A 24,725-nucleotide genomic window follows, 5' to 3' on the forward strand; every position below is an offset into this window, starting at 1 on the left:
CGCGTCTCCGCCGCTTGCTCAACCCGCGCCCTATGGCGTAGCAGAAACGACCGAGGCTCTAATCGCAGCTGGATGACAGTTCAGTGGCAGGTCACAGTTTCTCTGTGATCAACGACAACGTACACGGATGGACCTTTCCGGGATGATTTTCTGAAAAATTGCCTGAATTGTTCAATTCAGGAGCCGTGCACCGGCAATCTCGCCGTCGCAATCTGTTGATATGAAGAAAAATACATCCACTCAATCGCAACCCGTTCAGGTTTGGCAGAGGTATCCATCCAAATTGGAAGCATTCTTGAAAGCTGATGGGTGGGATGCCAAACCGTGATGATGCGGCCTTGCGCACGCGTTATGGGCGCCCGTTTCGCCGAGCCTTTGCGCCTGACAGTCCGGTGATCGAAGCGGAAGAATCCGCGGGCGGGATCCGGGCCAGACAGCAAAGCCGGCCCCCCGTTCTGACGGCGCCCGAGTTAGCGGCGGGACGCCGGACGGGTGTCGTCGAGCACGAAAGGAAGGATGATCCGGGAGGGCGCCGGTGCGCTGGGTGCCGGCTTCGGTTCAGAGCTCGCCGGGGCCTCGCCGGCGCGGGCTCGTGGTCCTGCCGACGCATCTTTGGAAGGGTTCAGCGATCCGGCGGCCCCGTCACCGTCCGTCATGGACGCGTGAACTGGGGGCTCGAAGAGCGGAGTTCGCTCGACGGCGGGGAGCCCGTCCGCTTCGACAAGAGTGTCCATGCGCGTCGGGCGCCATCCCGTCGCTGGCAGCCAGCATCGTCGACCAGTCACGCGCGCATGGCCGCCGGCGAGGGTCCGGTAGTCGTAGTCGAAGACCCGGCAGTCGGCTCCGTCGGGGCCAGCTTCGTAGGGAGAGACGGTCAGAAGCAGCGTCGACCCGCTCGCCAGTTCGATCCGCACACGCCGGCCCGGCGGCGTCATGTCCATCGCAGCTTCGAGTTCGCCGTCGATCCCGGCCCGGTCGGGGCCCGTGATGTCGGCCGGCGTCGGGTTCCAGGCCGCTTCGGCCCGACTCTGGCCGAGCCCGGCATCCGCGGCCGTCCCGGCATCGACAGGTTCACCGCTCTGCCCGGCGGCATGGCAGGCGGATGCGGCGAGGCTGGCCGCTACGAGCGCCCCTCGCATGCCGCCGCGCCAAGGCCGACGACCGGTCATCGGGGCCGCCGCGGTCTCGATGGCGCTCACGTCAGTTCTGAAAGACAGTCTCGATCTTGCCCTTCAGCGTCTGCGCGTTGAACGGCTTGACGATGTAGTTCGAGACGCCTGCCTTCTTCGCGGCAACGACGTTTTCCGTCTTGGCTTCGGCCGTCACCATGATGAACGGGATCGCACTCAGAACATCGTCCGAGCGCACGTGCTGCAGAAGTTCGTAGCCCGTCATCGGCTGCATGTTCCAGTCGGAAATGACCAGACCATAGGTGCGCTCTTTGAGCTTGCCGAGCGCTTCGGTGCCATCGGTGGCTTCGTCCACGTCCTCGAAGCCCAGCTGCTTCAGGAGATTTTTGATGATGCGGATCATGGTCTTGTAGTCGTCCACTACCAAGACCGGCATCGAGAAGTCGAGCGCCATCGTTAGCTCCATTTGATCGGTCGTCAAAGATACGCCCACTCTCAGGCGGCGGACCGGTTTCGATGCATATCGTGTAATGGAGATTAACTTGCGCGAGGCTTGCTTTGCGGATGCGGGGGGAATTTACGTAGATCGCGAAGCCGTACTATAGAAACTTCGCGACAACTTGTATTGAGCCAAAGGAGACGCCGATGTCGGCAGGCTTGCGACCTTATCGCATTGAGCGCGCCGGACGAGATCAGAAGGAGGCGAACGTCGAGGCCCCGACGGCGCTGCTTACGCATTTCGACCGGATCCACAACGAACTCGCCGATCTGAAAGATCTGATCGCGCGGCTCGAAGAGCGGGCCCAGGACGGGTCCGCCCCGAAGGGCGGGGTCACTCTCCTCGCCGGCGTCGAGACGATCCAGGATGCGATCAAGCGGACCCGTGGAGAGCTCGGTGCTCTGAATGCGAAGGGGAACAAGAAGGCGCAGTTCCATCGCGCGACCGACGAGCTCGACGCCGTCGTTTCGGACACCGAAGGGGCGACGGACGCCATTCTCGCCACCGCCGAAACGATCGAGGCCCTCGCCTCACGGCTGTCGAAGTCGGCGTCGCTGGAAAATGCCGAACGCGAACTGGTCGAGCAGATCCACGAAAACACCGTTCGCATCTTCGAGGCCTGCAATTTCCAGGACATCACCGGCCAGCGCATCAGCAAGGTCGTCGGCTTGATGCACTTCATCGAAACACGTCTCGCCACGATGGCCGATATCTGGAAGAGCTTCGGCTCTCTCAACGAAGAGTACGACGCCGAAGCGCAAGAGAGCCACAGCTTCTCGCGCACGGCATCGGGTGTCGAGATGCACGGCCCCGTCCTCAACGGCGATGCCGATGTGGTCTCCCAGGACGACATCGACTCCCTGTTTCCCTGAGCAGGGTCGGAGACGCCGGCCCCGCCTTGGGCAAAGAAAAGCCCGCCGATCGGATCGGCGGGCTTTTTTTGTCGCGGCGATGTTTCCTGGTGCCGGGTTCGCTGGCCCGACCGGCCGCCTCAGCCGCAGAAGCGGCGGGCGTTCGGCGTCCAGGTGCCGAAATCGGTCGCGACCATGTTGCGGATGACGGCGCAGACGTAGCGCTTCTGGGCCGGGTTGTTGTTCGGCCCGGCATGGTAGCGCGCAACGGCCATGGTCCAGCTGCCTTCCCGCGCCTTCAGCTCCTTCAGGAAGCGGGCGGCGTAGTCGACATTCGCCTTCGGCTCGAGCATCTGGCTGACCGAACGGAACTTGTCGGCGTGAAAGTGGTGGTTGATCTGCATGCAGCCAAGGTCGATCAGCTTCTTGCCCTGGCCGCGGGCCTCGGCGAACTTGCGCTGGGCGTCGGCGGCGCTGTTGCCGAAGAAGGACTTGCCCTCGATGTTCATCGCGTAGGGCTGGAGCGAGCCCTTGCGACCGGTCTCGGTCAGGCCGACGGCATAGAGAATGCCGAGCGGCACGCCATATTTTGCCGAGGCGCGCTCCATTTCCTTTTCGCAGATGTTTCCGGCTGCGGCGGAGGTCGCCGCTGCGAGGCTAAACGTAAAGAGTGCCAGGGCGAGAGCGCTCGCCCTCCTGAATCTGTGAGCCATCATTTTCCTTGATGCCGGGCTGGGGGGAGCGGTGGTTCGGGCTGTCGCCGCGGTTGTTGCCGGACTGGGCCCCGGCATCCGCCTGGGGCTGGAACGAGCCGCCCGCCGGGGGCTGGCCCAGCGTCGCGTCCTGACGCATGGTCGGCAGGATGTGCGAGCGGAATCCATCACCCGAAACCTGCACCGTCAGGCCGTCGATGTCGTAGCCGGCGTCCCGGATGATCGAGCTCAGCCGGTGGCGGTCCTCCTGGAGGTATTCCGCCGTGGCTGGCCGCGTGGCGGCGAGCTGGAGATCGATCCCGTTGCTGGTCAGCCGCATCCGCACGCGCACGAGGCCGAGATCGGCGGGCGTAAGCTCGAGGTCGAGGACACGCACCGGACCCCGGTCGGGCGGCGCGGAAGTCCCGGCAGGCGGCGGTGCGGCCGACTGCCCCGCCGCAAGGTCACCGGCGGCTGAGAGAATGCTGCCGGCGAGCCGTTGGAGCGTCGCAGCGGGCAAGGCGGGCGCGGTGGGCGAGGCGGCAGCAGAGGTCGTGGAGGACCCCGCAGTGCTCGCGCTGGGTCCGCTCTCGCCGCCGTTCTTGTCTCGGGCTCCGTGCAGCGGCGACCTCTCGGTGGCCGCCGCGCTGTCAGGCGCCCGCACGCGGTGCGGTGGTTCCGCCTCGGCGGGCCCGCTCCCATCGGCTGACCCATGCTGCGGTACGGGCGCCGGATCGGCCGTCGCGGTTGTCCTCGGCGGTGGCGCGCCGCGCACAGCCGGGGCCTTGGACGGGTCGCCTGACGGGTTCGCCTTTCCGGGCCGCGGTGTCGCACCCCTGGCGAGGGTCTCGATCGGTGCAAAATGCGTCTGTCGATCGACGATGTGGGCCGACAGCACCGTCGGAGCAGCGGGGGCGGATGGCGCCACCCCGCCGATTGCGCCGGGTAGCCCCACGATGGCTTTGCCGTCTCCGGGCATGACCGCGGTCGCGCGTTTCTGGTTGGCGGCGTCGAGCGCCCCCGGCAGCGCGAAGCGAAGCTCCGTCGATGTCCGGGACGCTGTGGCTGCTGCCTTTTCGCTCGCGAGGGTGCCGGCAGGCGCCGAGAGGTCGCCGGTCGGCTGTGCCGGGGCGCGGGTTGCCTCCTGGTCGCGTGCGTCTCCGGCAGGGGAGGCCTCGGGGGCGCTGGACCCTTGCGGAGCCGAAGCCGCGACGATCGCCGCCTCGGTGGCAACGGCAATCGTTCTGTCGGATGGAGCGGACGCTGCGACCGGCTCGGACCAACCTGCCAGGAGATCGCGCAGGCTCGTAGTCCAGTCGGTGCCGGCTCCGGTGCCGGCCCCCTGCTGCGCCTTTGCGGCATCGACGATCTCAGGCGCCGGATCGTGCGCGTCGCGGTCGAGCGTGCCGATGTCGCGCGGATCGCCGAGGGCGGCCGCATCGGCCGGCGCATGACGGTCGTTCGATGTCGTCGCCGGGTCGGGATCCGCCGTGCGCTTCGCGTCGCCAGCACCCGCCTTGAGAAGAGCCGCGAAATCGGGCGTCCCGTCGGGACGCTCCCGCGGCGGCGATCCGGCGCGGAGGGCGCCATCCTTCGATGGTTTGCCGGTAGCCTTCATCGCGTCGTCGCGTGAAGTCATGTCCGGGCGGGAGGCCGTGATGCCGGGCACTAGTCGGCCTCGCTCAACAGAGTGTCGACGGCCTCCACGGCGGACGTCGCTTGGGCGAAAATCTCGGATTCCGCCATGGCGTCGTTGGCTTCGGCGACGTCGACCTCCTCTGCCGCCCCTTCCGGTGCGGTCAGGATGAGGTCGGCGGTCGCCGCGGCGGCGTCGTAGAGCGCGGCGTCTGAAGGCGGGAGCAGTTGGCGATCAACGGCGCGGAGATCGTCGAGTGATGACATGAGCCCATCCGGCGTCACGGCGAGGGCGGCCCCCCGATAGAGGAGCGCCCGCGCCCGGTCGCGGGATCCCGGCGTCGCCGACTGCAGCGCCCGTTCAGCAGCCATGGCGGCCACGGCGGTCTTGCCGCCGTTCACCGCCGCGCGGGCCACGACAAGATAGAGCTCGCGGCGGGAGTCGTCGTCGATATCGGCGAGAAGCAGGTCCAGCCGCTGGAACTGGGTCGGATCGTCGATGAAGCTCATCCGCGTCAGGGCGGCGGCGAAGCGCTGACGGAAGTTGCCGGCATAGACCGAGTGGCGGAAGCGTCGGAGGTACTGCCGCGCGAGTTGCTCGAACTTGTCGACGTCGTTCTGCTCGCTCACCACATAGATCTCGCGCCTGAGAGCCGCTTCCTCGACGAGGGTGCCGGGTGACAGGAGCCGGGCGAGGTCAAGGAGCTGGAGCGACTTGGTGGTGTCGCTGGCAAGCGTCAGGGTCGCCTGGGCAAGCGCCACCTGCCCGGCCAGGTTTGCCGGCAGGGCCAGAGGATCCTGGTCACCGAGAAGCTTGCGGGCCTCCGACTCACGCCCCTGGACATAGGCGAGCGCCCCACGCAGGAGACGTTCGTCGACGTTCGGGGCGGGGTCGCGGGACAGGAGCTCGCGGGTCACCTCCGGGCGGCCGCCGCTGAGCGTGTACACGACAAGCGCCTCGGCGTTGCGACGCTCCGCCCACAGCGCCGGATCGGCCGCAAGCAGGTCCCTGTCGAGCCTAGCCAGGAGCACCTTCTGGGCGGCGAGGGCCGCGGAGGAACCTGCGGCGATGTTGTCCTGCAACGTCTGCAGCGTCCGGACGAGCTGGTACGGTGGCGCGATCGCGGTGCCGGCGGCCGGTGTATCGAACCCGCCGAGACGCGAGGGCAGGTCGAGCGGCGGCGCTGGCGGCACCTCGTCCCCGTGGGCGCCCGCATCGGTCCCGTGATCCGCACCTTTCTCGGTGGTGCCGTGACCCTCTTCGGCGTCGGCGTGATCGCCAGTCGCGGTCTCTTCGGTCCGGTGTGCGGTGGGGTCCTCTTCGTGGTTGGCCTCCGGTGCGGCTGCCGCTTCCTCGTCGGCCGTTGCATGTGCCTCGACGTGCGTCGGGTGCGCATCGGGTGAAGGAACGGGTTCCGCTTCAGCCGGCGGTTGGCTGTGATCGGTGACGGCGGTCGCTGCGTGCGACACCTCTTCGTCCGGAGCCGCTCGTTCCGGCGTTGGCGGCGCGTGTTGGTCACCCGCCGCAACGGCGCCGGCTTGAACGGTCAGGTCGTCCGGCACCGCTTCGCCCTCATGGCCTGCCTCGGCCCCGGATGGGGTCTGCGGCATCGGCCCGGCGTCGGTGGAGACGGCATCGGCCACGTCCGTATCGTGTGGGCCGGCGGAGCCATTGTCATGGCGATCGGAGACCGCATCCTGCCCGACGATCTCCGTTGGTGCGGAGTCGGGCTCTTCGGCTGCGAGCTCGAGATGGCCGGCCGGCTGGACCGTGGCGGGCGGATCAGGGCGCGGACGCGGGACCGGCACGTCGGCGGAAGCAGCCGAGACGGGCCCGAGCTCCGCCTCCGCCGGGGCATCGGCGTCGGCCGCGGATCCGGATCCGGAAACAACGGCTGATGCGGCGGCGGCCGCCCGGTCGAGGGCGCGTTCGTTGTTGAGTTCGGCGGAGAGGCTCGGATCCATCGCATCGGGGATCGGATCCGCCGGCTGGGTCACAGCGGCGACCGGTGTCGCCATCGTTGGTCCTTGCCGATCGGGGTGAGCCGGGGGGAGCGGGGTGGGACGCGTCGCAGCCGTCGGCGTCGCTGCATGCTGAATGGCCTGCGAGGCGGCTTGTGCCGGGGCGGTCGACGCGGATGCGGCCGGTGCAATCAGCGTTGGCGGTGGCGGTGGCGTGACCGTCGGCCTATGGACGGCGTCCATGCTCGGCGGCGGCGGAACCGGCCGCCGAAACGGAGAGAAGAGCCCGAAGCCGCCTCGCCGCTCCGGCTCGGCCGGTGCGGCGTTCGGCGGCGCGAGCACCATCGGCCCGCCGGTGGCGGGGGTCGATACGGTTGTCGCGGTCGAGGTCAACGACTGGCCGGCGGCGCGATCCGCCATGACCGGCGAAAGGGCGCCTGCGGCAAGCGCAAGGGCGAGGGCCGGAAGTCGAGCGCGGCGGGTCACGGCCGAGCACCTTTCTCGGGTTCGCGGAGCAGGATCACGATGCGTCGGTTTTCGGGCGCGTTTGGATCCTGCGCGTTCTTCAGGTCACGGTCGGCATGGCCCTCGACGCTGGTGATGCGGCTTTCGTCGAGCCCGCCGCGCACCAGCATGTAGCGGGCCATGTGCGCGCGGGCGCTCGACAGCCGCCAGTTGTCGTAGGTCTCCGACTGAAAGGGGCGGGCGTCGGTGTAGCCGCGGATGACGATCTCGCCATCGCGGTGCTGCAGGGCCTTGGCGATGGTCTCCATGGCCCTGACGACCTTCGGATCGGGCACCGCCGAACCGACCGGAAACATGGCGAAGTCGATGTCGTCGGTCAGGCTGACGAGGAGGCCTTCCGCGGTCTGCTGGATGGCGAGATGCGGTTTGCCGCCTGCCGCTCCGGGATCGCCAAGGGCTGGGCCGAGCTCTTGGGCGAGCGAATTGACGGCCTGCGTGTTGGCCTCCGTGCCGTCTTCCGGAGGAAGGACTTCTGCAGCGCCGGCGAGCGCGAGGGCGCGGTCGGTCCCTGTGTCCGCCTCCGCTCGGATCGCGGCGTTCTCGATGGCCGCCGCCATCATCTCGGCGGCAGTGCCTTCGGGACGGGCGGACCCGGCATCGGGACGCGCCATGGGTGAGCCAGTGGCCTCGGTTCCCGCCTTGCCCGGGGTCTCCGAGACGGAAGGCCGCGAGGCGTCGGTCTGCCAATAAACGGGGTCGAACGGGTCGCGCAGGATGTCGCCGCCGGTTTCGCCGGGATCGCCTGCTTCGCCTTCGGGGACGTCGATGTCGCTCGACTGGTTCGGCTCGGCCTCGGCCGCGAGCTTGGCCAGGATCGCGTAAGGATCCTGGAACGCCGCCTGTTCGTGCGCCGCCTTGGTCGCGTCGCTCGGCGCAGGCGACTGTTCGCCCCCCCCGACACCTTCGCCGCGGCCCGGATTGCTCTCGGAGATCAGGCTGGCGTCCTCGGGGTCGTGAAGGCCCTTGGCATTGGTGACGCTCGCGGCCAGGTCGACCGGGTTGAAGTAGGCTGCCACCATCTTGCGGACTTCGTCATCGGTCGCATTGATCAGCCACATGATCAGGAAGAACGCCATCATGGCCGTCATGAAGTCGGCGTGCGCCACCTTCCAGGCGCTGGAGTGATGTTCGTGTTCATCCTCCTCGACGCGGCGGATGATGATGAGTTCCTGATGGTCGGCGGGTCCCATGAGCGTCTCAATTGATGGCTTCGCCCAGGCGGTCGAGCCAGGCGCGCAGTTGGGTTTCGATGACGGTAGAATCGGCGGTCACGCGGACGTCGGTGCTCGCGCTGGCGCAGAAGGCGATCGACGCCGCGCGTTCCCCGAGATGGGTGCGGATACGCTCGAGCAGGTCCTGCGGACCGGTGACCTGCAGGTTGGGGTGCTCGCGGTCGTCCAGCAGCGCGACGAGCGTCTTGCCGAGGTCGTCGACCGCCTTGGTGCGAAGCGGCGTCGCGAGGAACGGTCCGATTGCGCGGGCAGCGCTGTCGGCGATCCGGGTCTCGAGATCGGCAACGGCTTCGGTCACGCGTTCTGCGAGGAGCGCACCCTCGGTGTCGGCCCAGTTGCGGCGGTTCTCCGCAAGCTCCTCGTCGAAGCGCACTCGGTCCTCGGCGCGCAGTCGTTCGCATTCGGCCTCGGCTTCAGCGCGCGCCTCGGCGCGGGCGCGGGCTTCGACATCGGCAAGGGAAGGCCCCAGATCCGGCTGGGAGACGACCTTGACGAACGACAGCAGGGTCGGTTCGGCAGGGTCCGTGGTGCCCTTGGGGGCGTCGAAGTCCGGAATGAGGCGTGCGAGAGCGTTCATGATGATCAAGCCTTCGCTTCGTTGCTCAGCCACTGGCGAAGCACGGCGGCCGCCTGCTCCTCGTCGTATTCGATGATCTGCTCGAGGCGCTTCTGCGGGGTTCGGCTGCGCTTGGAAGTGAGATCCTCGATGAGGTTGATCTCCTCCTCGGCGAGGATGGCCTGGCTTCCGTCCTCAAGGCTGGCCACGGCGGCGTCGGCCGCCGTCAGGGCGGCTGCTTCGAGGGCGGCCTGCTGTTCGTCCTGCGGTCGGGCGAGGATCGCCCGCATCGCCGGTCGCAGGCCGAACCAGATCAGAAGGATGGCGACGATGAGCATGGTGGCGGCGTTGATGAGCGTGCCGAACTGCCGCATCAGCAGGTCGATCATCGATAGGGGAGCCACCGGCTCCAGCTCGCCGGCACCGGCAGCGAAGCCGACCGCCGACACCTTGAGCTGGTCGCCGCGATCGGAGTTGAGGCCGGCGGCGGAGGCGACGAGCTGCTCGATCTCGGCGATCTGTGCGTCGACGGGGACGGAACCGCCGCCGGTGCCGGCGGCCTCCATCAGCCGCTCCTTGTTGACCAGAACCGCGATCGACAGGTGCTGGACGCGGAACCCGTCACTCACGGTCTCCACCAGCTTCGACGAAATCTCGAAGTTGGTCAGCTCTTCTCGCCGCTCGTTCTGCTCGTTCGAACCGCCACCTGCCGCCGTCGGCAGCTGCTCCTGCGGAATGTTCTGCTGAACCGTCGCGGGGGTGTCGTTGGAGCCGTTGCGCGACTGCGCGTTCTCCTTGATCACCCGGACCGACCGCTCCACCCGCGAGTTCGGATCGAAGATCGTCTCGCTGGTGCGGGTCTTGTCGATGTCGAGGGTCGAGGCGACGGAGATTTCGAAGTTGTTGAGCCCGAGATAGGGGGTCAGCGTGCGGCGGATGTTCGCCTCGATCTCGCCGTTCACCCGGTCCTGCAGGTTCGCGAGCTTGCCGGACGCGGCATTGTCGCCGTCTTCGCCGGAGGCAAGTACGGTGCCCTCCGTGTTGAGGACGGTGACGCTGTCGAGCGTCATGCCGGGGATCGCCGCAGCGACGAGATGGCGGATCGCCTGGGCGTCGTTGGAATCGTTGGCGCGTTCGGTGCGGATGACGACCGAAGCCGAGGCGACCTGCTGGTCGCGCCGGAAGGAGCCACGCTCAGGCAGCACGATGTGAACGCGCGCCGCCTTGATGCCCTTCATCGATTGAATGGTGCGGGCGAGCTCGCCCTCGAGCGCCCGGACGCGGGTGATCTCCTGCATGAAGGAGGTGAGGCCGAACGAGCCGAGCTCGTTGAACAGCTCGTAGCCGGAGTTGGTGTCTTGAGGCAGGCCCTTTTCGGCCAGCAGCATGCGCGCGCGGGAGGTGTCGGAATGCGCAACGAGGACGGAGGTGCCGTCGGACGACACGTCGAAATCGACGCCCGCGTCCTTGAGCGCGCCGCCGATGCGGCTGACGTCCTCGCGCGAGAGTTCGACGTAAAGCGCTTCCCGCTCTGGCTGGCTCAGGAAGAAGGCGCCCACACCGACCATCAGGATGACGGTGAGGCCGACAAGCCCAAGGGCCAGGAGCCGACGGGCGCCGAGCTCTCGAATGTTGTTCCAGAGACGTTCAGCCTGTGCGCGGCCGCTCATCGACAGCTTCCATTCCTCGAAGGCCGCGCGATGCTGACGCCGCCACGAAAGGGGCGGCGGCGATCGGCGGGAATCACATCTTCGGGTTTGCCGGCGAGGACTTCATGCGCCGGCGACGTGGGCACTGTCGGGGATCAACCTTGCGCGGACATTGCGGCCGTCGCTCGAACAAGAAAAAGGCCACGCTCGTTGCCGAGCGTGGCCCAAGCACTCGTAAGACGAGTGCGGTCAGTGTTAGCCGCGGAACAGCGAGAGGATGTTCTGGCTGGAGGAGTTGGCGATCGACAGCGACTGAACGGCGAGCTGCTGCTGGGTCTGCAGGGCCTTCAGGCGAGTCGATTCCGCTTCCATGTCGGCGTCAACCAGCGTGCCGATTGCGCGCTCGTTGGCGTCCATCAGCGCCGTCACGAAGTTCTCCTGCGAGTCGATGCGGGCGGTCAGAGCACCGGCCTTGGTCGACGCGTCGGTGAGATCGAGAAGCGCGGCATCGACGACCTTCAGGTAATTCTGGACGTCGGTGGACGTCGCGCTGGAGATGTCGATGTCGGCAACCGCGATCTGCGTGGCGGTTGTCGTCACGGTCGGCGAGGTGGCGAGACCGAAGTCACTCGCATCCAGGTCAGCCGTCGAGGCGTCGGTCACGACCGTCAGTGCGCTGAGCGAGAAGCTCTTCGCGCTGTCCATGCTCACCGTGCCGGCCGTGTTGTCGGCGGTCAGGGAAAGATCCTTGATGCCGGCGTCGGTCAGGGCCTGCTGCATCACCGCCTTGAAGTCGGCGGCGTTGGTGAGCGCGGTGGTGCCGGTGCCGAGAGCGGATTCGACAGTGGCCTGGTTGATCGTGACCTTGGTGGTATTGCCACCGACGGTCACGTTGAACTCGACCTCGTCGGTCGCGTCGTCGAAGGCCGTCGCCACGACGGAGAGCGAGCTGGTGTAGCTCGTGGACGACCGCGCCTTGTCCATGATGCCGGTGTTGGTGCCGGCCTCGTAGAGGGAGAAGTTGTCCATGTCGACGGAGATCGTGTCGAGCGCGATCGACGTACCGGAACGCGAGAAGGACACGACGATGTCCTTGGTCTCGCCGGCGGTGTTCACGGACAACCAGTTGTTGCCAGAGATGACCGACGAGTCAGCCGTGTTCCGGATACCGTCGAGCAGGCTGCGGATTTCCGTCTGAAGCTTGCTCTTGTCGGCTTCCGGTGCGGCGGCCGTAACAAGCTTCTCCTTGACCTTCTGCAGGGACTCGCGAACCGTGTCGAGACCGGTATTGGCGGTGTCGACCGAGGCCTTGCCGAGACCGAGGGCGTCCTTCACGGAGCTGAGCGCGCCGTTGTCGGACTTGGTCGTCGTGGCGATGGACCAGTAGGCTGCGTTGTCGGCGGCCGAGTTGACCCGGAGACCCGTCGACACGCGGTTGTTGGTCTCGTCGAGGCTGCTGTTGATGCCGCGCAGGGTCTGCAGGGCGACCATCGACGAAGTGTTGGTGATGATGCTAGACATTGGGATGTCCCTCTAGGTTGATTGAAGTTGTCGGGGGACATACCGGGCTCTCACCGGTATGGCAGAACGGCATCATGCCTTTGGACGCCGGGCTCGTTCTGTCTCTGAAGCCCGGCTACTACTTGCTTCTTCTGCAAGCAGCCAATCTGCCATGCAGGCACCGTCCCACATCGATCTTGCGCGAAGCTTGCGGGGGGAACCGAACCTGCACAGTGCGCGGGGAAGCACGTTCATCGCGTGCGGGTCGGATGGCGCCCGGACCTGTTGCCACGCGCTCTCGTTGGACAATCCGCTCCGGAACGGAACGGGACGGGACGGGACGGGGAAGAGCGGCAACCGAGTTCCGCCCCGCATCCGGCTCTTGAGCGCTGGAAGCGACGGCGCCGCCGATCTTGGGTCACTGCGGTCCGAAATGGCCGCGATCTGTGCATCGCGGACCTTCAGGCGGGGGGACGTCGGCGGCAGGGAGGGCTGCCGCCGACGTCGGTCAGAAGAACGACTTGACCAGGCTTCCGACCAACAGGTTCCAGCCGTCGATGAGAATGAAGAACAGGATCTTGAACGGCAGTGCGATCACCGTCGGCGGCATCATCATCATGCCCATCGACATCACGAGGGTGGCGACGATCATGTCGATGACCAGGAACGGCAGCATGATCAGAAAGCCGATCTCGAAGCCGCGGCGCAGCTCGGAGATCATGAATGCCGGCACCAGGATCCGGAGTTCAATCTGCTGTCCCGGCTCGATCGGTGGCACGTTGGCAAGGTCGGCGAACAGGCTCAGATCCTTGTCGCGCACCTGCTCGAGCATGAAGACCCGGAACGGCTCGGTGATCTTGGCGTAGGCTTCCTGCTCGCTGATCCTGTTCTCGGTCAGCGGCTGGATGCCGTCCTGCCACGCCCGCTCGAACGTCGGCTGCATGACGAAGAAGGTCATGAACAGCGACAGGCTGATCATGACCAGGTTTGCCGGCGTCGTCTGCAGGCCGAGCCCGGAGCGCAGGAACGACAGCGCGACGATGAACCGGGTGAAGCTGGTCACCATGATCAACAGGCCGGGCGCGACCGACAGGATGGTGATCAGCGCCACGAACTGGACGATGCGGCCCGTCGCCGAGGCCGACCCGTCGGGCATCAGCGAGCCGAGGGACGGCAGCTCCTGGGCGATGGCCGTCACCGGCAGAAGGAGGGTCGCGAGGGCCGCCGCCGCAGCGAGGGTGATCGGGCGGCCGACAGAGGTGGCGCACACGGTCATCACTGCACCACCATGGTTTCGATGATGAGTTCGCTGACCTTGCCGTCCGTGCGAAGGGCTGCCCGCTCGTTCAGGTCGTCACGCAAATACTGGAGCGCCGTTGGGCCCTGCAACTGGCTCAGCGACAGGGTGCGCGCATAGGCGACGATGTCCTGCCCGATCTGGGATGCGGCCACGTCCGGGTTCGCAAGCGAGCCGTTCGGGAACACGATTGCCGTCTCGATGCGGATCCACGTGTCGCTCGGCGCGGCAAGGTTGGCGATCACCGGCGCCAGCCGCAACAGCACCATGTCGCCGGAATAGCGCATTTCGCTTGTCGGGACGGCCGGCTCGTCGACCTCCCGGCTGGTTACCGCCTCCTCCACGGTCGAGGCGAGCTTCATGCCGATGCCGCCGCCCGCGCCGATCGCAAGCAGGGTGAGGACGATGATCGCGATCAGCGTGCCGCCCTTTTTCTTCTTCGGCGATGCGCCGCCGTCCGCCGCTTCTTCTGGTTCCTGTGCCATCTCGTCCCCGGCTCAGAACGGTGCCGCGACGTCGTAGAGGCGCTGCCCCCACGCCGGTTGCTGCATGTCGGTGAGGCGGCCACGCCCGCCGTAGGAGATGCGGGCCTCGGCGATCTTGTCGTAGGCGATCGTGTTGTCGTCGGCGATGTCGAGCGTGCGCACGACGCCGGCGATGTTGAGGACGCGAACCTCGTAGTTGACCCGGATCTCCTGGGAGCCGCTGATCAACAGGTTGCCGTTGGGCATGACGTCGACGACCACCGCCGCGACCGACAGACGGAGCTTCTCAGACCGGTCGATGGTGCCTTGGCCCTTGGTGCTGGTCCCCGACTTGATGTCGAGGTCGGCGGAGAGGTCGGCTGCGCTGGCTCCGAGGCCGAAGCCCGCCGCGGCAAGCGCGGCCGAGAGGCCGAATTTCGCCTTGCCATCCCGCGAGCGGTCGCTGGCATTGTCGAACTGGGCCTTGTCGTTGATCTGGATCGTCACCGTGAGCACGTCGCCGATCCGGTTCGCCCGCATGTCGCGGAACAGGTCTTGACCCTGACCGCCCCAGGTCGAACCCAGCGTCTTCGGCGTTGCCGGGGCATAGCTCGTCGGCATTGCCGCCGTTGCGATGACCACGCCCTGGCCGACCGGAGTGAGCTCGGGCCCGGTGAACAGATTGTCTTTCGAAGACTGGCAACCGGCGACGACGAGCGCCGTCGCGGCCACCGCAAAAAGGGAAGACCTCATCCGGATTTCCTCTGACTGGCGGTCCGGTCGGACAGGCCGGCCATGATGTTGGTGAGCTGTGCGGCCTTGCTCGGGTCCATCTCGTTCAGGATGGCGCTTGCCGTTCGCGCCGGCAGCTTGGCGAGAATGGCGGCCGCGGTGAATTCATTCATGATGGCGAGTTGCTGAGAGGCGGCGTCAGGTCGCATCTGCGTGTAGATCGCGACGAGATTGTCTTCGGCGCTCTTCAGGAACTTCTCGCGCCGCTGCAGCCAGTCTTCGTACTCGGCCCGTTTCAGTTCCAGGGTGGCGATCCGTTCCTGGATCTTCTTCTCAAGAGCCTTGAGGGCCTCGACCTGGCGCTGGAAGCGGGCGTCGGTCGCCGCGTCGGCGATGTTGGCGCAGTATTCCGCAGCGTTGCGATCGGTCGGATTGACCGACTGGAGGGCCGGTTTCTCTGCCGTCTCGGCGGACGAGGCCGGCTCGACCGACGAGGCCGTGGCCGCCGGCGCGACCGGAACGGGTTCGTTGGCGAACACCGGACCGGCGGCGAGGTCTGCCACCAGCATCACGGCCACTGACGCCTTGCAGAAAGTCAACATGACGGAACCCCTCCCATGGGGGACGACCGGCACCGTCGGCCGGTGCGGGTCTATTGAACGATGAGTTCGGCTTGAAGGGCGCCCGCGGTCTTGATGGCCTGCAGGACGGCGATGATGTCGGTCGGCTTGAGACCGACGCGGTTCAGTCCGTGGACGAGCGTCTGGAGGTCTGAGCCTCCGACGACGGCCAGGTGGCCGCTGCCTTCCTGGGCGTCGACCACGGTGCGCGGAACGATGGCGGTTTCGCCGTCGGAGAACGGGTTCGGCTGGGACACCAAGGGCGTTTCGGTGACCCGAACGGTCATGTTCCCGTGGGCGATGGCGACGGTCGAGATCTCGACGTTCTGACCCACGACGACGGTGCCGGTGCGCTGGTCGATGACCACCCGAGCCGGGATGTCCGGGCGGACCGGCAATTCGCCGATCTCGGCAAGGAAGCGGGCGCGGGACACCTTCGCAGGTGTGGTCAGCACCACCGAGCGCAGGTCGCGCTCGCGGGCCGCCCGCTTGCCGTAGCGGCCGGTGGCATAGGCGTTGATGGCGTCGGCGATGGTCGCTGCGGTCTTGAAGTCCGGGTTGTCGAGCTCCAGCACCAGGGTGCCGATGTTGCCGAGACCGCCGGGAACCTGGCGCTCGACGATTGCGCCGTTGGGGATGCGCCCGGCAGTGGGGACACCCTGGGTCAACGTCTCGGCGACACCCTGCGCGGTGAATCCCGACACGGCGAGGGGCCCCTGGGCGACGGCGTAAGTCTGCCCGTCGCCACCCATCAGCGGGGTGACGACCAGCGTCCCGCCCTTCAGTGAGGTGGCGTCGCCGATCGAGGAGATGTTGACGTCGATGCGCGATCCGACGCCGGCAAACGGCGGCAGGTCGGCGGTGACGGTGACCGCCGCGACGTTGCGTGCACGAAGCGGGACGCCCTCGACGTTCACACCCAGCCGGTTGAGCATCGATTGCAGCGCCTGCTCGGTGTAGGGCGAGTTGCGGAGCGTGTCGCCGGTGCCCTGGAGGCCCATGACGAGGCCATAGCCGATGAGCTGGTTGTCGCGGACGCCCTGCAGGGTGGTGATGTCCTTGATGCGGGTCGCTGCGGCCGGGCCGCTGGCGCAGACCGCGAGCGCGGCGAGGAGACAGAGCCAGCGGGTCATCGGCTGCTTCCCACGAGAAGGCTGCCGTCGGCCTGCACCATCCCGGCGATCATCTGTCCGGAATCGAGGTTCCGGGCCTGGATGAGTGACCCGAGCGCGCCGGACTGGAGCGGCATGACGGTTGCGGTGATGGTCAGGTTGCCAGCCTCGTAGCGCGCCTCGGTCGGCTGGCCGCGGGTGACGAGGGTTGCTTCCCCGAAGGAGTTGTTCGGGATCGGTTTGCCGGCTACGAGCGTGCGCCGCGCCACCTTGCCGAGGATCGGCGCGGCGGAATCGAGGACGGCAAGCGGCAGGTTCGGGTCGAAATAGAAGGCGCGCTCGGTCAGCATCTCCGCTGCGATCACGTCGCCAGGGTAGATGGTGACCGCGGGCACCGGCAGCATGCCCTGCACCTGGGCAGCCGGTGCCGGGCCGGCCGTCGCCAGAGAGGCGAGCGTGGCGGCGATGATCGGGAGAAGACGGCGAGCGATGTGAGCCATCATGCGACCTCAGCGGATTCCCTTGGACACGGTGCCGGACATCTCGTCGGCGGCCTGGATCACCTTCGAGTTCATCTCGTAGGCGCGCTGCGCCGAGATCAGCTCGGTGATCTCCTTGACCGGATCGACGTTGGAGCCTTCGAGATAGCCCTGATGGATCTTGCCGAGACCGTCTTCGGCAGCGACGCCCTCAAGCGGCTGGCCGGATGCGGCGGTCTCGCGGTAGAGGTTGTCGCCAAGCGGCTCGAGACCGGCCGGGTTGGCGAAGGAGACGAGGGTCAGCTGGCCAAGCAGCAGCGGGTCCTGCTGCGAGGCGACGTGCGAATAGATCTCGCCCGACTCGTTGATGGTGATGTCGGTCGTGTCGTCCGGGAAGATGATGGCGGGCTGGACCGCGTAGCCGTCGATGGTCACGAGCTGGCCCTCGGGGCCCTTGTTGAAGGCTCCGGCGCGCGTGTAGAGGCTCTCGCCGTTCGGCCCGACGATCTGGAACCAGCCGCCGCCGTTGATGGCGAGGTCGAGCGGGTTCGACGTGTTGGTCAGCGGCCCCTGGATGTGCAGGTTGCGGACGCCGACCGTCCGCACGCCGAGGCCGACCCGGGCCCCTTCCGGGACCGGGTCCTCGCCACCCTGGTTCGGCACGCCCTGGACACGCTCGAACTGGTAGAGCAGGTCGGAGAATTCGGCCCGCGCCCGCTTGAAGCCGGTCGTGTTGATGTTCGCGACGTTGTTCGCGATGACTTCGACGTTGGTCTGCTGGGCGCTCATGCCCGTGGCGGCGATCGCAAGTGCTTTCATGTCACTCTCCTCAGATCGCCATCCGGCTGACTTCCTGATAGGCGTTCACGACCTTGTCCCGGATCGCGATGGCCGCCTGCAGGGTCTCCTCGGCCGACATGATTGCCTCGACGACCTTCTGCACCGAGGCATTGCCCTGGATGCCGGAGATCGCGGTGGCTTCGCCGGTCTTCATCGTGCCGATGGCGTCGGCCGACATCTTCGCGAGCACTTCGCCGAACGAGGTCGGCTCGGCAGATGCCGTCGCGGCCGCGCCGTGAGGGCGGATCTGGGTGGCGACGGACCCGACGCCCCCGATTGCATTGATGATCATCGTCAAGAACCTCTGAGCAGGTCGATGGTCATCGAGATCATCGACCGCGCCTGCTTCATCATCTGGAGATTGGCTTCGTAGGAGCGGGTGGCCTCGCGCATGTCGGCCATTTCCACGAGCATGTTGACGTTCGGCAGCTTTATGTTGCCGTTCGCATCCGCGGCCGGGTGGCCGGGGTCGTATTCGATCTGGAACGGGCTCTTGTCCGGCACGAAGCCCTTCACCTCGACCCGTTCCGCGCCGAGGGCGCTGTCGAACGAGGTGTCGAACAGGATCGTCTTGCGGACATAGGGCTCGGCGCCCTGGGAGGCGCCGGTCGAGCGGGCGTTGGCGATGTTCTCGGCCACGATGCGCAGACGCGCGGACTGGGCTTCGAGCCCCGCGCCCGCGAGCCGGCCGACGGCCATCAACGGATCCATCATCAGCCGGCCCTCAGGCTGGTCATGATCATCCGGTGGAAGGACCGCATGACGTTCGTGTCCAGGGAGAAGGCACGGCTGACCTCGTTGGCCTTCATGAGCTCTTCGTCGATGCTCACGCTGTTGCCGGAGTGGGTGATGTCCCACGTCTCGGTACGCCGTGCGTCGGTCGTCCCGTCGGTGCTGGGACTCGAGCCGATGTGACCCGAAGCCGTCGCGGCCATCCGAAGGCTGGTGCGGTCGAGGACGGCCTGGAACGGCTCGATGTCCTTCGCCACGAACCCCGGAGTGTTCGCGTTGGCTATGTTCGCGCTGATCGTTGCCTGCCTCACCGCCGCCCATTGCGCATGGCGGCCAGCAAGGTTGAAAAGATGAATAGGTTCCACCCGGAGCCTCCACTGCTTCATCGCGGTGGAACCTAGGCAGGCAACCTTGCCCGAGGCTGGCAATGGCCCGGCATTTCGTGGGTCTCGGTAGAACTGCTTATGCGGGGCGAGCGCGCAGCCGCGGGGACTGTGTCGGCATCGGGCCGGCACAGCCGATCGGCCGCGGTGGTGGGTCGGGACGAGGACCTGGGTGGTCGGGCTTTTCCGGCGTATCCGCTCTGGAGCTCGAGCATCGATCGCGCTTCAGGGCTTCCGGCCCTATCGATCCGAAGCCGTCTCGATCGAGCAGACGCTCACGGCGGGGCCGTCCCCGTTGCCGCGTCCTCGCGCTGGAGCTGGCGCGTTCGGCCGCTCAGTGCGTCGCGTGGTCGGAGGGATCCGATGGCGCGCTGCCATCGATGCGGCTGGCACCCGTTTCCGCCAGGCTGCACTCGGCGACGACGGCGGCAAAGCGGAGCCAGTTCTCCTCGTCCTCGCCCGGGGCGCCGGAATAGAGGATGCCGTGCAGGTTGATGCCGACGAAGTCCGCCTCGAACACGACGCTGAAATAAGCGGTCAGCTGCGGGTGGCGCAGTTCGAGCTCGATCGCGGCGGTCGGCTTGCTTCCCCATTCGCACCGGGCGCAAGCCGCGCGTCCATAGTGGATGGCGCCGGGCTTCAGGAAGTTCTCCGCAGACGAATCGATCAGATCCTCGAGCAGCTTCTCGCGCTCGAGGAGGATGTAGCCGATCAGCACGCCGGCATCGATGAGCTGCAGCTCGTTGATGAAGGGACGCAATGTCCGGGCGAGCAGCCGTTCGTAGCGCCGATACTCGCGCGCATGCTCGTCCTGGGTGCTGACGAAGTGACGATTGGTTTGCATGTCAACGACCCTCGCGCGAGTAGATGTAGTAGATGATTTTCGCGACCGCCTTGTAGAACTCCGGCGGGATCCATTGGTCAACCTCTACTGCATCATAAAGGGATCGCGCGAGCGGCTTGTCCTCGATCACCGGGATGCCGTGCATCGTGGCGATCTCGCGGATCTTGAGGGCCACGAGATCGGTGCCCTTGGCCACCACCAGGGGCGCGCCGCCCTCGTCCTGATGGTAGCGCAGCGCGATGGCGTAGTGGGTCGGGTTGGCGATCACCAGCGATGCCTGTGGCACCGCAGTCAGCATGCGGCGGCGGGCGCGGTCCCTGGCGAGCGAGCGCATGCGCGCCTTCACCATGGGATCGCCCTCCATCTGCTTCATCTCATCCTTCTGCTCCTGCCGTGACATCATCAGGTCCTTGCGCCATTTGAAGCGCGACCAGAGGAGGTCGGCCGCCACCAGCACGATCGTCGCGGCGCAGACGGCGGCGAGCAGACGCGTGGCGAGCGACAGGATCTTCGTCGGGAGAAGGGTCGGGTCGGTGGTGATCGCGTTGATCACGCCGATGATTTCGCTCCTGAGGAGCATGACCGTAATCGTGCCGATAGCGGTGAATTTCACCAGCGATCGCAGGAATTCGATCATACCTTGAACGCCGAAAATGCGCTTCCAGCCCGCCATGGGTGAGATCCGCGACCATTGCGGCCGGATTCGTTCGCCAACGATCCGGGGCGCGTTCTGAGAGAGGGAGGCGATCAGGCCGAAGCCGCTGAGCAGGACCACGATCGGCAGGAGGAACATCGCCACCGCACGGCCGATGTCGGCGAACAGGAGGAGCGCGTCCGCTCCGTCGTTGATCAGGTAGCCGCCGGCGTTGTCGAACAGTCGCGACAGCGAAGAGACGAGGGCCGGGGCCTTCTCGGTGACGAGGAACGACAGCGCGAGGAGGATGCCGAGCAGGGACGCGAATATGGGAGCTTCCCTGGAGAAGGGCACGTTGCCCTTCTCCAGCGCATCGGAGACCTTTTTCTCCGAGGCTTCTTCGGTCTTGCTGTCCTTGTCCTGGTCTTCGGCCACGGGCTCGGTTCATCCCGCCTAGCTTGCGTAGCCGTCGTCGTCGTTGTCGGCGATTTCGATCTCGCCGCGTCCGGCCATCTCCAGCGCGAGATCGGTGATCAGGCGCCGCGCCTCGCCGATGTCGCGCTGCGAGGAGGGTTCGCTGCCCTGGATCTCCTGCTCCACCATGCGGCGGACGCGCGAGCCGAGCGATTGGAGGATGATGTCGCAGAATTCCGGATCCGAGCCCTTGAGCGCGATCACCACCTTGTCGGTCGGAACCTGGTCGAACAGCGTCGTCCGCGCCCGCGGAGTGAGCCGGATGATATCGTCGAAGGTGAACAGAAGACCCTTGAGGATCTCGGCCGACTTGGGCTTCGAGCTGGACAGGTCCTCGAGCACCTGCTCCATCTGATCGCGCTCCATCTTGTTGATGATGTCGGCCATGCGCGCGTGAGTGTCGGCGCCGGCGTTGCGCGAGAAGTTCATCATGAAGTCGTCGTGGATCGTCTTCTCGATGATCTGCATCGTCTGATCGACGATCGGCTTGAAGGTGAGCATGCGGCGGGTCAGGTCGTTGCGTCTCTCCGACGGCAGTTGCGCCATCACCTTGGCGGCGCAGCTGGACTTCACCTTCGACAGGATCAGCGCCGCCGTCTGCGGATGCTCCTTGGCGATGTAGGAGGCGAGCGACTGTTCGGCGACCTGGGAGATGCGGTCCCAGATCGAATGGTTCTGGTTGCCCAGCACGTCGCTCATGATCTGCCGGACCTCGTCCGGATCGAGCACGCCGCTCAGCAGCTTCTCGACTTCGGCGACGGTCCCGACGAGGTTCGCTCCCGCGCCGAACTGCGAGGCGAAATCTTCGACGATCGTTTCGATCTGTGTGGTGGTGACCGGTTTCAGCTCGGCGATGGACCGGGTCACCATGCGGATTTCGTCCGCATTGAAGTGGCGCATGACGCGCGCGGCGGCCGGCTTGCCCATCGCCATGAGCAAGGCGGCGACCTTGTCGGGCCCTTTGAGCGGTCGCGATCGCGAAGAGGAAGCTGTGGTGACCATCAGTTGGATCGACCCGTTGCGGTTGCTGGATCGCGATGACTTCGGTCTCAGCGAGCTGAAGTCATGAAGCGCGAACAATTCAAATGGTTTGGCATTCGATGCGGGGCGAAAGGGTGCTCTTCACTCCTGCCCCGTCATGTTCTCGGATCGGGTCGCCGCACCGCGGGGAAGGCCTTCCGGTCGACGACGACTGCTGGCGCCGGCGCGGGGAGGACGGCTCCGCCGCCCGCGGGCGTCAGTGGCTGGTTTCGGAGCCCGGAGGCCCGACGATCTCCGTCAGCGAGACGCCGAAGCGGGAGTTGTCGTCTTCCACCACGACGACTTCGCCCCGTGCGATCACCCGGCCGTTGACGACCACATCGACCGGCTCGCCGACCCGATGGTCGAGCGGGACGATCGCACCGCGGCCAAGCTTCATCAGGTTGGCGACGGGCATGGTTGCCGATCCCAGCACGACCTGCATCAGGACCGGGATGCGCAGGATCGAATCGAGGTTGCGCGTCGCGCCGAAGGTCCAAGCCCCGGCGTTGTCGGCGGTCTCGGCAGGGGTCTCCGCCACGGAGCTTTCATCGACGGAGTCGTCCGAGAAATCGTCAGAGTCGATGCTGCTCATGGTCTATCCTTTCTGGGCCACGGTCGGCCGGCTGATGTCAGTTGCGCCGGCGGCGCCGGTGTGCGCGTCGAACTGGCGGATGAGCGCTTCGGCCTTCTCGATCTGATCGGCGAGCGCGATCGCGGTTTCGCGACCTTCGGCGCTGAGACTTGCCACCGCGCTGCGCGCCGCCTGTAGGGCGTCGTCGGTGTCGGCGAGGATGCGCTTGTAGTCGGAGTGGTAAAGGTCGAGGCGCTTCAGCCGGCGGTACATCGCGGCTGCGAACACGCTGGTGACGACCAGCGCGACAAGGAGCGCGGCATCAACGAGGTAGGATGTCATCGATGAACTCCTGTTCCTGATCCACCATCTCCTCGATGCGCAGCTTGTAGAGGCCTTCCGCCTGGCCGAGCTGGCACCAGAACAGCGGCTGGTTGTTGCCCTCCAGCTTGACCCGCGTGCGGGGCGTCGCGGACAGCTGCAGCACCTGGCCCACCTTGAGCTCCGAAATATCGCCGAGCGAAATCTCCCGGGATTCCAGGATCGCGTTCAGCGTCACCGAGGTCTTTCGGACTTCGCTGCTGATCTGCCTGACCCAGGCCGGGTCGCGGACCGAGGAATCGCCGGTGAAGGCGCGGGCCAGCGTCTGCCGCATCGGCGTCAGCGCCGACTGGGGGATCATGACGAACATCTCGCCGCCGCGGTTGATCGCCTGCAGCAGGAACTTCGCCACGACCGACTGGTTGTTCCGCCGGCCGACGACGGCGAAGTCGAGGCGGGTCTCAAGGCGCTCGAACTTGAAGGTCGTGTTGGAGATGAGGGAAAAGGATTCCTTCATCGCCTTGGCCACCTGTTCGAAGAGCGTCTGGCAGATCCGCATTTCGATGTTGGTGAAAGGCCGCTCGTCGTCGATCGGCGGCTCGGAACCATCGGAACCGAACAACGCCTCGACCATCGTGAAGACGAAGTCGCGGTCAAAGCCGACGAGGACGTGCGAGTCCCAGCCTGGGGCGTTGAACACGCCGACGACGGCGTTGCCTTCGTATTCTTCGAGCACGTCGCCGATGCGGCCGCTCTCGATGTTGCTCAGCGAGTAGTAGCACTGGGATGCCGCCAGGTGGCGGATCCCGTCGGCGCAGTGGGTCGACACGCGGTCGAAGATCACGTGCAGCATGGGAAGCCGGTCGATCGACAGGCCAGCTGCGTCGAGAAGCATGTCGCGGATGTCGCCGCGCGCGGGGGAGGGCATGGCGTTCATCGGATTAGGCTGCCTGCTGCAGGCCGGCGCCGGAGCCGGGGATGTTGGCGATCGAGTCGCTCTCGACATCGTCGATGGTCGGACGTTCGGCGGCGGAGATGGTCTTGCGGCCGTGCTCGAGGGCGATCTGGGGCAGCGCGCCGTTCATGTAGGCGATCAGCGTCTGCTTCACGATGATGTAGGGCTGGCACTGCTTCTCGCGGGTGGTCTTGATCTTGGTCGCCAGGGGCGAAAGCATCGCGTACGAGGAGAAGATGCCGACGAAGGTGCCGATCAGGGCCGATCCGATGTAGTGCCCGAGGATTTCTGGAGACTGGTCGATCGCGCCCATCGCCTTCACGATGCCGAGCACCGCGGCGCAGATGCCGATCGCCGGCAGCGCCTCGGCCACCGAGCTGACCGCCGAATACGGCTTCGCCTTGTGCTTCTTGATGGTGCTGATTTCCTGTTCCATCAGCGCCTCGATCTCGTGCGAGCGGGCGTTGCCGATGAGGATCAGGCGGACGTAGTCGCAGATGTAGTGCGTCAGGTAGCTGTCTTTGTAGATCTTCGGATAGTGCTGGAAGATCGACGACTCCGACGGATTGTCGATGTGGCCTTCCACCTCGTTGCGCGGCTTGGAGCGCAATTCGCGCATCAGCGAATAGAGCAGGCCAAGCAGGGCGAGATAGTCGGCCTTCTTCGGGCCGGCTCCCTTCAGCGCCTCGACGACCCCCTTGCCGGTGTCTTTGATCACCGACATCGGGTTGGCGATGATGAAGGTGCCCAGCGCGATTCCGCCGATGATGACGTACTCGAACGGCTGCCAGATCACGCCGATATGGCCGCCCATCGCCATGAAACCTCCGGCCATGGAGCCAATGCCGACGACAAGTCCAATGAGAACGCCCAAGGGTCCGCTCCTTCCCGGTGAGAGTGGCTCACCTTAGGGCGCGTTAGAGCGTTTCATGTTTTGACGGAAGCGTATCCAGCGTTGGTGAGATAGTTCTGGCATTCGTCGGGTTCGATGGTCTGGACGAGCTGCCCGAGGT

28 protein-coding genes are annotated in these 24,725 nt (G+C 66.3%); 2 read left to right on the forward strand and 26 right to left on the reverse strand.

Annotated features, from left to right (window positions below; genetic code table 11):
• Window positions 1-470: 470 nt before the first annotated feature.
• Window positions 471-1,199 carry a hypothetical protein gene (locus ACSSVZ_RS26165; protein ID WP_453973805.1) on the reverse strand — a complete coding sequence of 243 codons (729 nt, stop codon included), beginning with the start codon at window positions 1,197-1,199 and terminating at the stop codon, window positions 471-473.
• A 1-nt stretch (window position 1,200) separates the two neighbouring features.
• Entirely contained in the window at window positions 1,201-1,584 is a 384-nt protein-coding gene (locus ACSSVZ_RS26170) for a chemotaxis response regulator CheY (RefSeq protein ID WP_453973806.1), read from the reverse strand.
• A 191-nt stretch (window positions 1,585-1,775) separates the two neighbouring features.
• Here ACSSVZ_RS26170 and ACSSVZ_RS26175 point away from each other — a divergent pair, with 191 nt between their 5' ends.
• Window positions 1,776-2,501, forward strand: a complete 726-nt coding sequence (locus tag ACSSVZ_RS26175; protein ID WP_453973807.1) for a protein phosphatase CheZ — start codon at window positions 1,776-1,778, stop codon at window positions 2,499-2,501.
• A 119-nt stretch (window positions 2,502-2,620) separates the two neighbouring features.
• On the opposite strand, the gene ACSSVZ_RS26180 is transcribed toward ACSSVZ_RS26175, so the two are convergent.
• From ACSSVZ_RS26180 to ACSSVZ_RS26275, 20 genes are all read right to left on the reverse strand, one after another.
• On the reverse strand, window positions 2,621-3,193 hold the full coding sequence (locus tag ACSSVZ_RS26180; RefSeq protein WP_453973808.1) for a transglycosylase SLT domain-containing protein: 573 nt from the start codon (window positions 3,191-3,193) through the stop codon (window positions 2,621-2,623).
• A complete protein-coding gene (fliK, locus tag ACSSVZ_RS26185; protein WP_453973809.1) occupies window positions 3,138-4,841 on the reverse strand; it encodes a flagellar hook-length control protein FliK in 1,704 nt (567 codons plus the stop codon). Before fliK ends, ACSSVZ_RS26180 begins: the two co-directional genes overlap by 56 nt.
• Window positions 4,841-6,826: a hypothetical protein gene (locus ACSSVZ_RS26190; protein ID WP_453973810.1), complete on the reverse strand. Its 1,986-nt coding sequence runs from the start codon at window positions 6,824-6,826 to the stop codon at window positions 4,841-4,843. Before ACSSVZ_RS26190 ends, fliK begins: the two co-directional genes overlap by 1 nt.
• A gap of 425 nt (window positions 6,827-7,251) precedes the next feature.
• Window positions 7,252-8,484: a MotB family protein gene (locus ACSSVZ_RS26195; protein ID WP_453973811.1), complete on the reverse strand. Its 1,233-nt coding sequence runs from the start codon at window positions 8,482-8,484 to the stop codon at window positions 7,252-7,254.
• A gap of 7 nt (window positions 8,485-8,491) precedes the next feature.
• Window positions 8,492-9,112, reverse strand: coding sequence for a hypothetical protein (locus ACSSVZ_RS26200; RefSeq protein WP_453973812.1), 621 nt, complete (start codon window positions 9,110-9,112; stop codon window positions 8,492-8,494).
• Window positions 9,109-10,752: a flagellar basal-body MS-ring/collar protein FliF gene (fliF, locus tag ACSSVZ_RS26205; protein ID WP_453973813.1), complete on the reverse strand. Its 1,644-nt coding sequence runs from the start codon at window positions 10,750-10,752 to the stop codon at window positions 9,109-9,111. Before fliF ends, ACSSVZ_RS26200 begins: the two co-directional genes overlap by 4 nt.
• Window positions 10,753-10,986: 234 nt before the next feature.
• Window positions 10,987-12,252 (reverse strand): flagellin N-terminal helical domain-containing protein, encoded by a 1,266-nt coding sequence (locus ACSSVZ_RS26210; RefSeq protein ID WP_453973814.1) that lies wholly within the window; start codon window positions 12,250-12,252, stop codon window positions 10,987-10,989.
• 487 nt (window positions 12,253-12,739) lie between these two features.
• Entirely contained in the window at window positions 12,740-13,507 is a 768-nt protein-coding gene (gene fliP / locus ACSSVZ_RS26215; protein WP_453973815.1) for a flagellar type III secretion system pore protein FliP, read from the reverse strand.
• Entirely contained in the window at window positions 13,507-14,013 is a 507-nt protein-coding gene (locus ACSSVZ_RS26220; protein WP_453973816.1) for a flagellar basal body-associated FliL family protein, read from the reverse strand. Before ACSSVZ_RS26220 ends, fliP begins: the two co-directional genes overlap by 1 nt.
• A 12-nt stretch (window positions 14,014-14,025) precedes the next feature.
• A complete protein-coding gene (flgH, locus tag ACSSVZ_RS26225) occupies window positions 14,026-14,745 on the reverse strand; it encodes a flagellar basal body L-ring protein FlgH (protein ID WP_453973817.1) in 720 nt (239 codons plus the stop codon).
• The gene (locus tag ACSSVZ_RS26230; RefSeq protein WP_453973818.1) at window positions 14,742-15,326 is read right to left on the reverse strand and encodes a MotE family protein; all 585 of its coding nucleotides are present in this window, start codon (window positions 15,324-15,326) and stop codon (window positions 14,742-14,744) included. Before ACSSVZ_RS26230 ends, flgH begins: the two co-directional genes overlap by 4 nt.
• Before the next feature lie 50 nt (window positions 15,327-15,376).
• Window positions 15,377-16,477, reverse strand: a complete 1,101-nt coding sequence (gene flgI / locus ACSSVZ_RS26235; RefSeq protein ID WP_453973819.1) for a flagellar basal body P-ring protein FlgI — start codon at window positions 16,475-16,477, stop codon at window positions 15,377-15,379.
• Window positions 16,474-16,956 carry a flagellar basal body P-ring formation chaperone FlgA gene (flgA, locus tag ACSSVZ_RS26240; protein WP_453973820.1) on the reverse strand — a complete coding sequence of 161 codons (483 nt, stop codon included), beginning with the start codon at window positions 16,954-16,956 and terminating at the stop codon, window positions 16,474-16,476. Before flgA ends, flgI begins: the two co-directional genes overlap by 4 nt.
• Window positions 16,957-16,965: 9 nt before the next feature.
• Complete coding sequence (flgG, locus tag ACSSVZ_RS26245) at window positions 16,966-17,754, reverse strand: flagellar basal-body rod protein FlgG (protein ID WP_453973821.1); 789 nt, start codon at window positions 17,752-17,754, stop codon at window positions 16,966-16,968.
• A gap of 10 nt (window positions 17,755-17,764) precedes the next feature.
• Window positions 17,765-18,067 carry a flagellar hook-basal body complex protein FliE gene (locus ACSSVZ_RS26250; RefSeq protein WP_453973822.1) on the reverse strand — a complete coding sequence of 101 codons (303 nt, stop codon included), beginning with the start codon at window positions 18,065-18,067 and terminating at the stop codon, window positions 17,765-17,767.
• A gap of 2 nt (window positions 18,068-18,069) precedes the next feature.
• Entirely contained in the window at window positions 18,070-18,489 is a 420-nt protein-coding gene (gene flgC, locus ACSSVZ_RS26255; protein WP_453973823.1) for a flagellar basal body rod protein FlgC, read from the reverse strand.
• Complete coding sequence (gene flgB / locus ACSSVZ_RS26260; RefSeq protein WP_453973824.1) at window positions 18,489-18,893, reverse strand: flagellar basal body rod protein FlgB; 405 nt, start codon at window positions 18,891-18,893, stop codon at window positions 18,489-18,491. The genes flgC and flgB overlap by 1 nt, the downstream gene beginning before the upstream one ends.
• A gap of 331 nt (window positions 18,894-19,224) precedes the next feature.
• Window positions 19,225-19,734 (reverse strand): hypothetical protein, encoded by a 510-nt coding sequence (locus ACSSVZ_RS26265; protein ID WP_453973825.1) that lies wholly within the window; start codon window positions 19,732-19,734, stop codon window positions 19,225-19,227.
• A gap of 1 nt (window position 19,735) precedes the next feature.
• Window positions 19,736-20,803: a flagellar biosynthesis protein FlhB gene (gene flhB / locus ACSSVZ_RS26270; protein ID WP_453973826.1), complete on the reverse strand. Its 1,068-nt coding sequence runs from the start codon at window positions 20,801-20,803 to the stop codon at window positions 19,736-19,738.
• Between the two features lie 18 nt (window positions 20,804-20,821).
• Entirely contained in the window at window positions 20,822-21,775 is a 954-nt protein-coding gene (locus ACSSVZ_RS26275; protein ID WP_453973831.1) for a flagellar motor switch protein FliG, read from the reverse strand.
• Between ACSSVZ_RS26275 and ACSSVZ_RS26280 the strand changes: the two genes are divergently transcribed.
• Window positions 21,711-21,911, forward strand: a complete 201-nt coding sequence (locus tag ACSSVZ_RS26280; protein ID WP_453973832.1) for a hypothetical protein — start codon at window positions 21,711-21,713, stop codon at window positions 21,909-21,911. The genes ACSSVZ_RS26275 and ACSSVZ_RS26280 overlap by 65 nt on opposite strands.
• 168 nt (window positions 21,912-22,079) lie before the next feature.
• On the opposite strand, the gene fliN is transcribed toward ACSSVZ_RS26280, so the two are convergent.
• Genes fliN through motA form a run of 4 tightly spaced genes read right to left on the reverse strand, consistent with a single transcriptional unit; the run spans window position 22,080 to window position 24,586 of the window.
• Window positions 22,080-22,457, reverse strand: a complete 378-nt coding sequence (gene fliN, locus ACSSVZ_RS26285) for a flagellar motor switch protein FliN (RefSeq protein WP_453973827.1) — start codon at window positions 22,455-22,457, stop codon at window positions 22,080-22,082.
• 3 nt (window positions 22,458-22,460) lie between these two features.
• Entirely contained in the window at window positions 22,461-22,778 is a 318-nt protein-coding gene (locus ACSSVZ_RS26290) for a hypothetical protein (protein ID WP_453973828.1), read from the reverse strand.
• Window positions 22,759-23,694 (reverse strand): flagellar motor switch protein FliM, encoded by a 936-nt coding sequence (locus ACSSVZ_RS26295; RefSeq protein ID WP_453973829.1) that lies wholly within the window; start codon window positions 23,692-23,694, stop codon window positions 22,759-22,761. The genes ACSSVZ_RS26290 and ACSSVZ_RS26295 overlap by 20 nt, the downstream gene beginning before the upstream one ends.
• Before the next feature lie 4 nt (window positions 23,695-23,698).
• The gene (motA, locus tag ACSSVZ_RS26300; protein WP_453973830.1) at window positions 23,699-24,586 is read right to left on the reverse strand and encodes a flagellar motor stator protein MotA; all 888 of its coding nucleotides are present in this window, start codon (window positions 24,584-24,586) and stop codon (window positions 23,699-23,701) included.
• Between the last annotated feature and the right edge of the window lie 139 nt (window positions 24,587-24,725).

The sequence above is a fragment of the Amorphus sp. MBR-141 genome (genome assembly GCF_053628695.1).

Coding starts and splice junctions, on each gene's coding strand:
- flgA (WP_453973820.1), bottom strand. CDS start 16,956: ATGGCTCACATCGCTCGCCGTCTTCTCCCGATCATCGCCGCCACGCTC.
- ACSSVZ_RS26250 (WP_453973822.1), bottom strand. CDS start 18,067: ATGATCATCAATGCAATCGGGGGCGTCGGGTCCGTCGCCACCCAGATC.
- ACSSVZ_RS26290 (WP_453973828.1), bottom strand. CDS start 22,778: ATGACATCCTACCTCGTTGATGCCGCGCTCCTTGTCGCGCTGGTCGTC.
- ACSSVZ_RS26175 (WP_453973807.1), top strand. CDS start 1,776: ATGTCGGCAGGCTTGCGACCTTATCGCATTGAGCGCGCCGGACGAGAT.
- ACSSVZ_RS26295 (WP_453973829.1), bottom strand. CDS start 23,694: ATGAACGCCATGCCCTCCCCCGCGCGCGGCGACATCCGCGACATGCTT.
- ACSSVZ_RS26230 (WP_453973818.1), bottom strand. CDS start 15,326: ATGTTGACTTTCTGCAAGGCGTCAGTGGCCGTGATGCTGGTGGCAGAC.
- flgI (WP_453973819.1), bottom strand. CDS start 16,477: ATGACCCGCTGGCTCTGTCTCCTCGCCGCGCTCGCGGTCTGCGCCAGC.
- flgG (WP_453973821.1), bottom strand. CDS start 17,754: ATGAAAGCACTTGCGATCGCCGCCACGGGCATGAGCGCCCAGCAGACC.
- ACSSVZ_RS26265 (WP_453973825.1), bottom strand. CDS start 19,734: ATGCAAACCAATCGTCACTTCGTCAGCACCCAGGACGAGCATGCGCGC.
- flgB (WP_453973824.1), bottom strand. CDS start 18,893: ATGAAGCAGTGGAGGCTCCGGGTGGAACCTATTCATCTTTTCAACCTT.
- ACSSVZ_RS26195 (WP_453973811.1), bottom strand. CDS start 8,484: ATGGGACCCGCCGACCATCAGGAACTCATCATCATCCGCCGCGTCGAG.
- ACSSVZ_RS26170 (WP_453973806.1), bottom strand. CDS start 1,584: ATGGCGCTCGACTTCTCGATGCCGGTCTTGGTAGTGGACGACTACAAG.
- fliF (WP_453973813.1), bottom strand. CDS start 10,752: ATGAGCGGCCGCGCACAGGCTGAACGTCTCTGGAACAACATTCGAGAG.
- ACSSVZ_RS26275 (WP_453973831.1), bottom strand. CDS start 21,775: ATGGCGATGGGCAAGCCGGCCGCCGCGCGCGTCATGCGCCACTTCAAT.
- fliN (WP_453973827.1), bottom strand. CDS start 22,457: ATGAGCAGCATCGACTCTGACGATTTCTCGGACGACTCCGTCGATGAA.
- ACSSVZ_RS26280 (WP_453973832.1), top strand. CDS start 21,711: ATGCGGATTTCGTCCGCATTGAAGTGGCGCATGACGCGCGCGGCGGCC.
- flgC (WP_453973823.1), bottom strand. CDS start 18,489: ATGATGGATCCGTTGATGGCCGTCGGCCGGCTCGCGGGCGCGGGGCTC.
- ACSSVZ_RS26210 (WP_453973814.1), bottom strand. CDS start 12,252: ATGTCTAGCATCATCACCAACACTTCGTCGATGGTCGCCCTGCAGACC.
- ACSSVZ_RS26190 (WP_453973810.1), bottom strand. CDS start 6,826: ATGGCGACACCGGTCGCCGCTGTGACCCAGCCGGCGGATCCGATCCCC.
- flgH (WP_453973817.1), bottom strand. CDS start 14,745: ATGAGGTCTTCCCTTTTTGCGGTGGCCGCGACGGCGCTCGTCGTCGCC.
- ACSSVZ_RS26180 (WP_453973808.1), bottom strand. CDS start 3,193: ATGGCTCACAGATTCAGGAGGGCGAGCGCTCTCGCCCTGGCACTCTTT.
- ACSSVZ_RS26220 (WP_453973816.1), bottom strand. CDS start 14,013: ATGGCACAGGAACCAGAAGAAGCGGCGGACGGCGGCGCATCGCCGAAG.
- fliP (WP_453973815.1), bottom strand. CDS start 13,507: ATGACCGTGTGCGCCACCTCTGTCGGCCGCCCGATCACCCTCGCTGCG.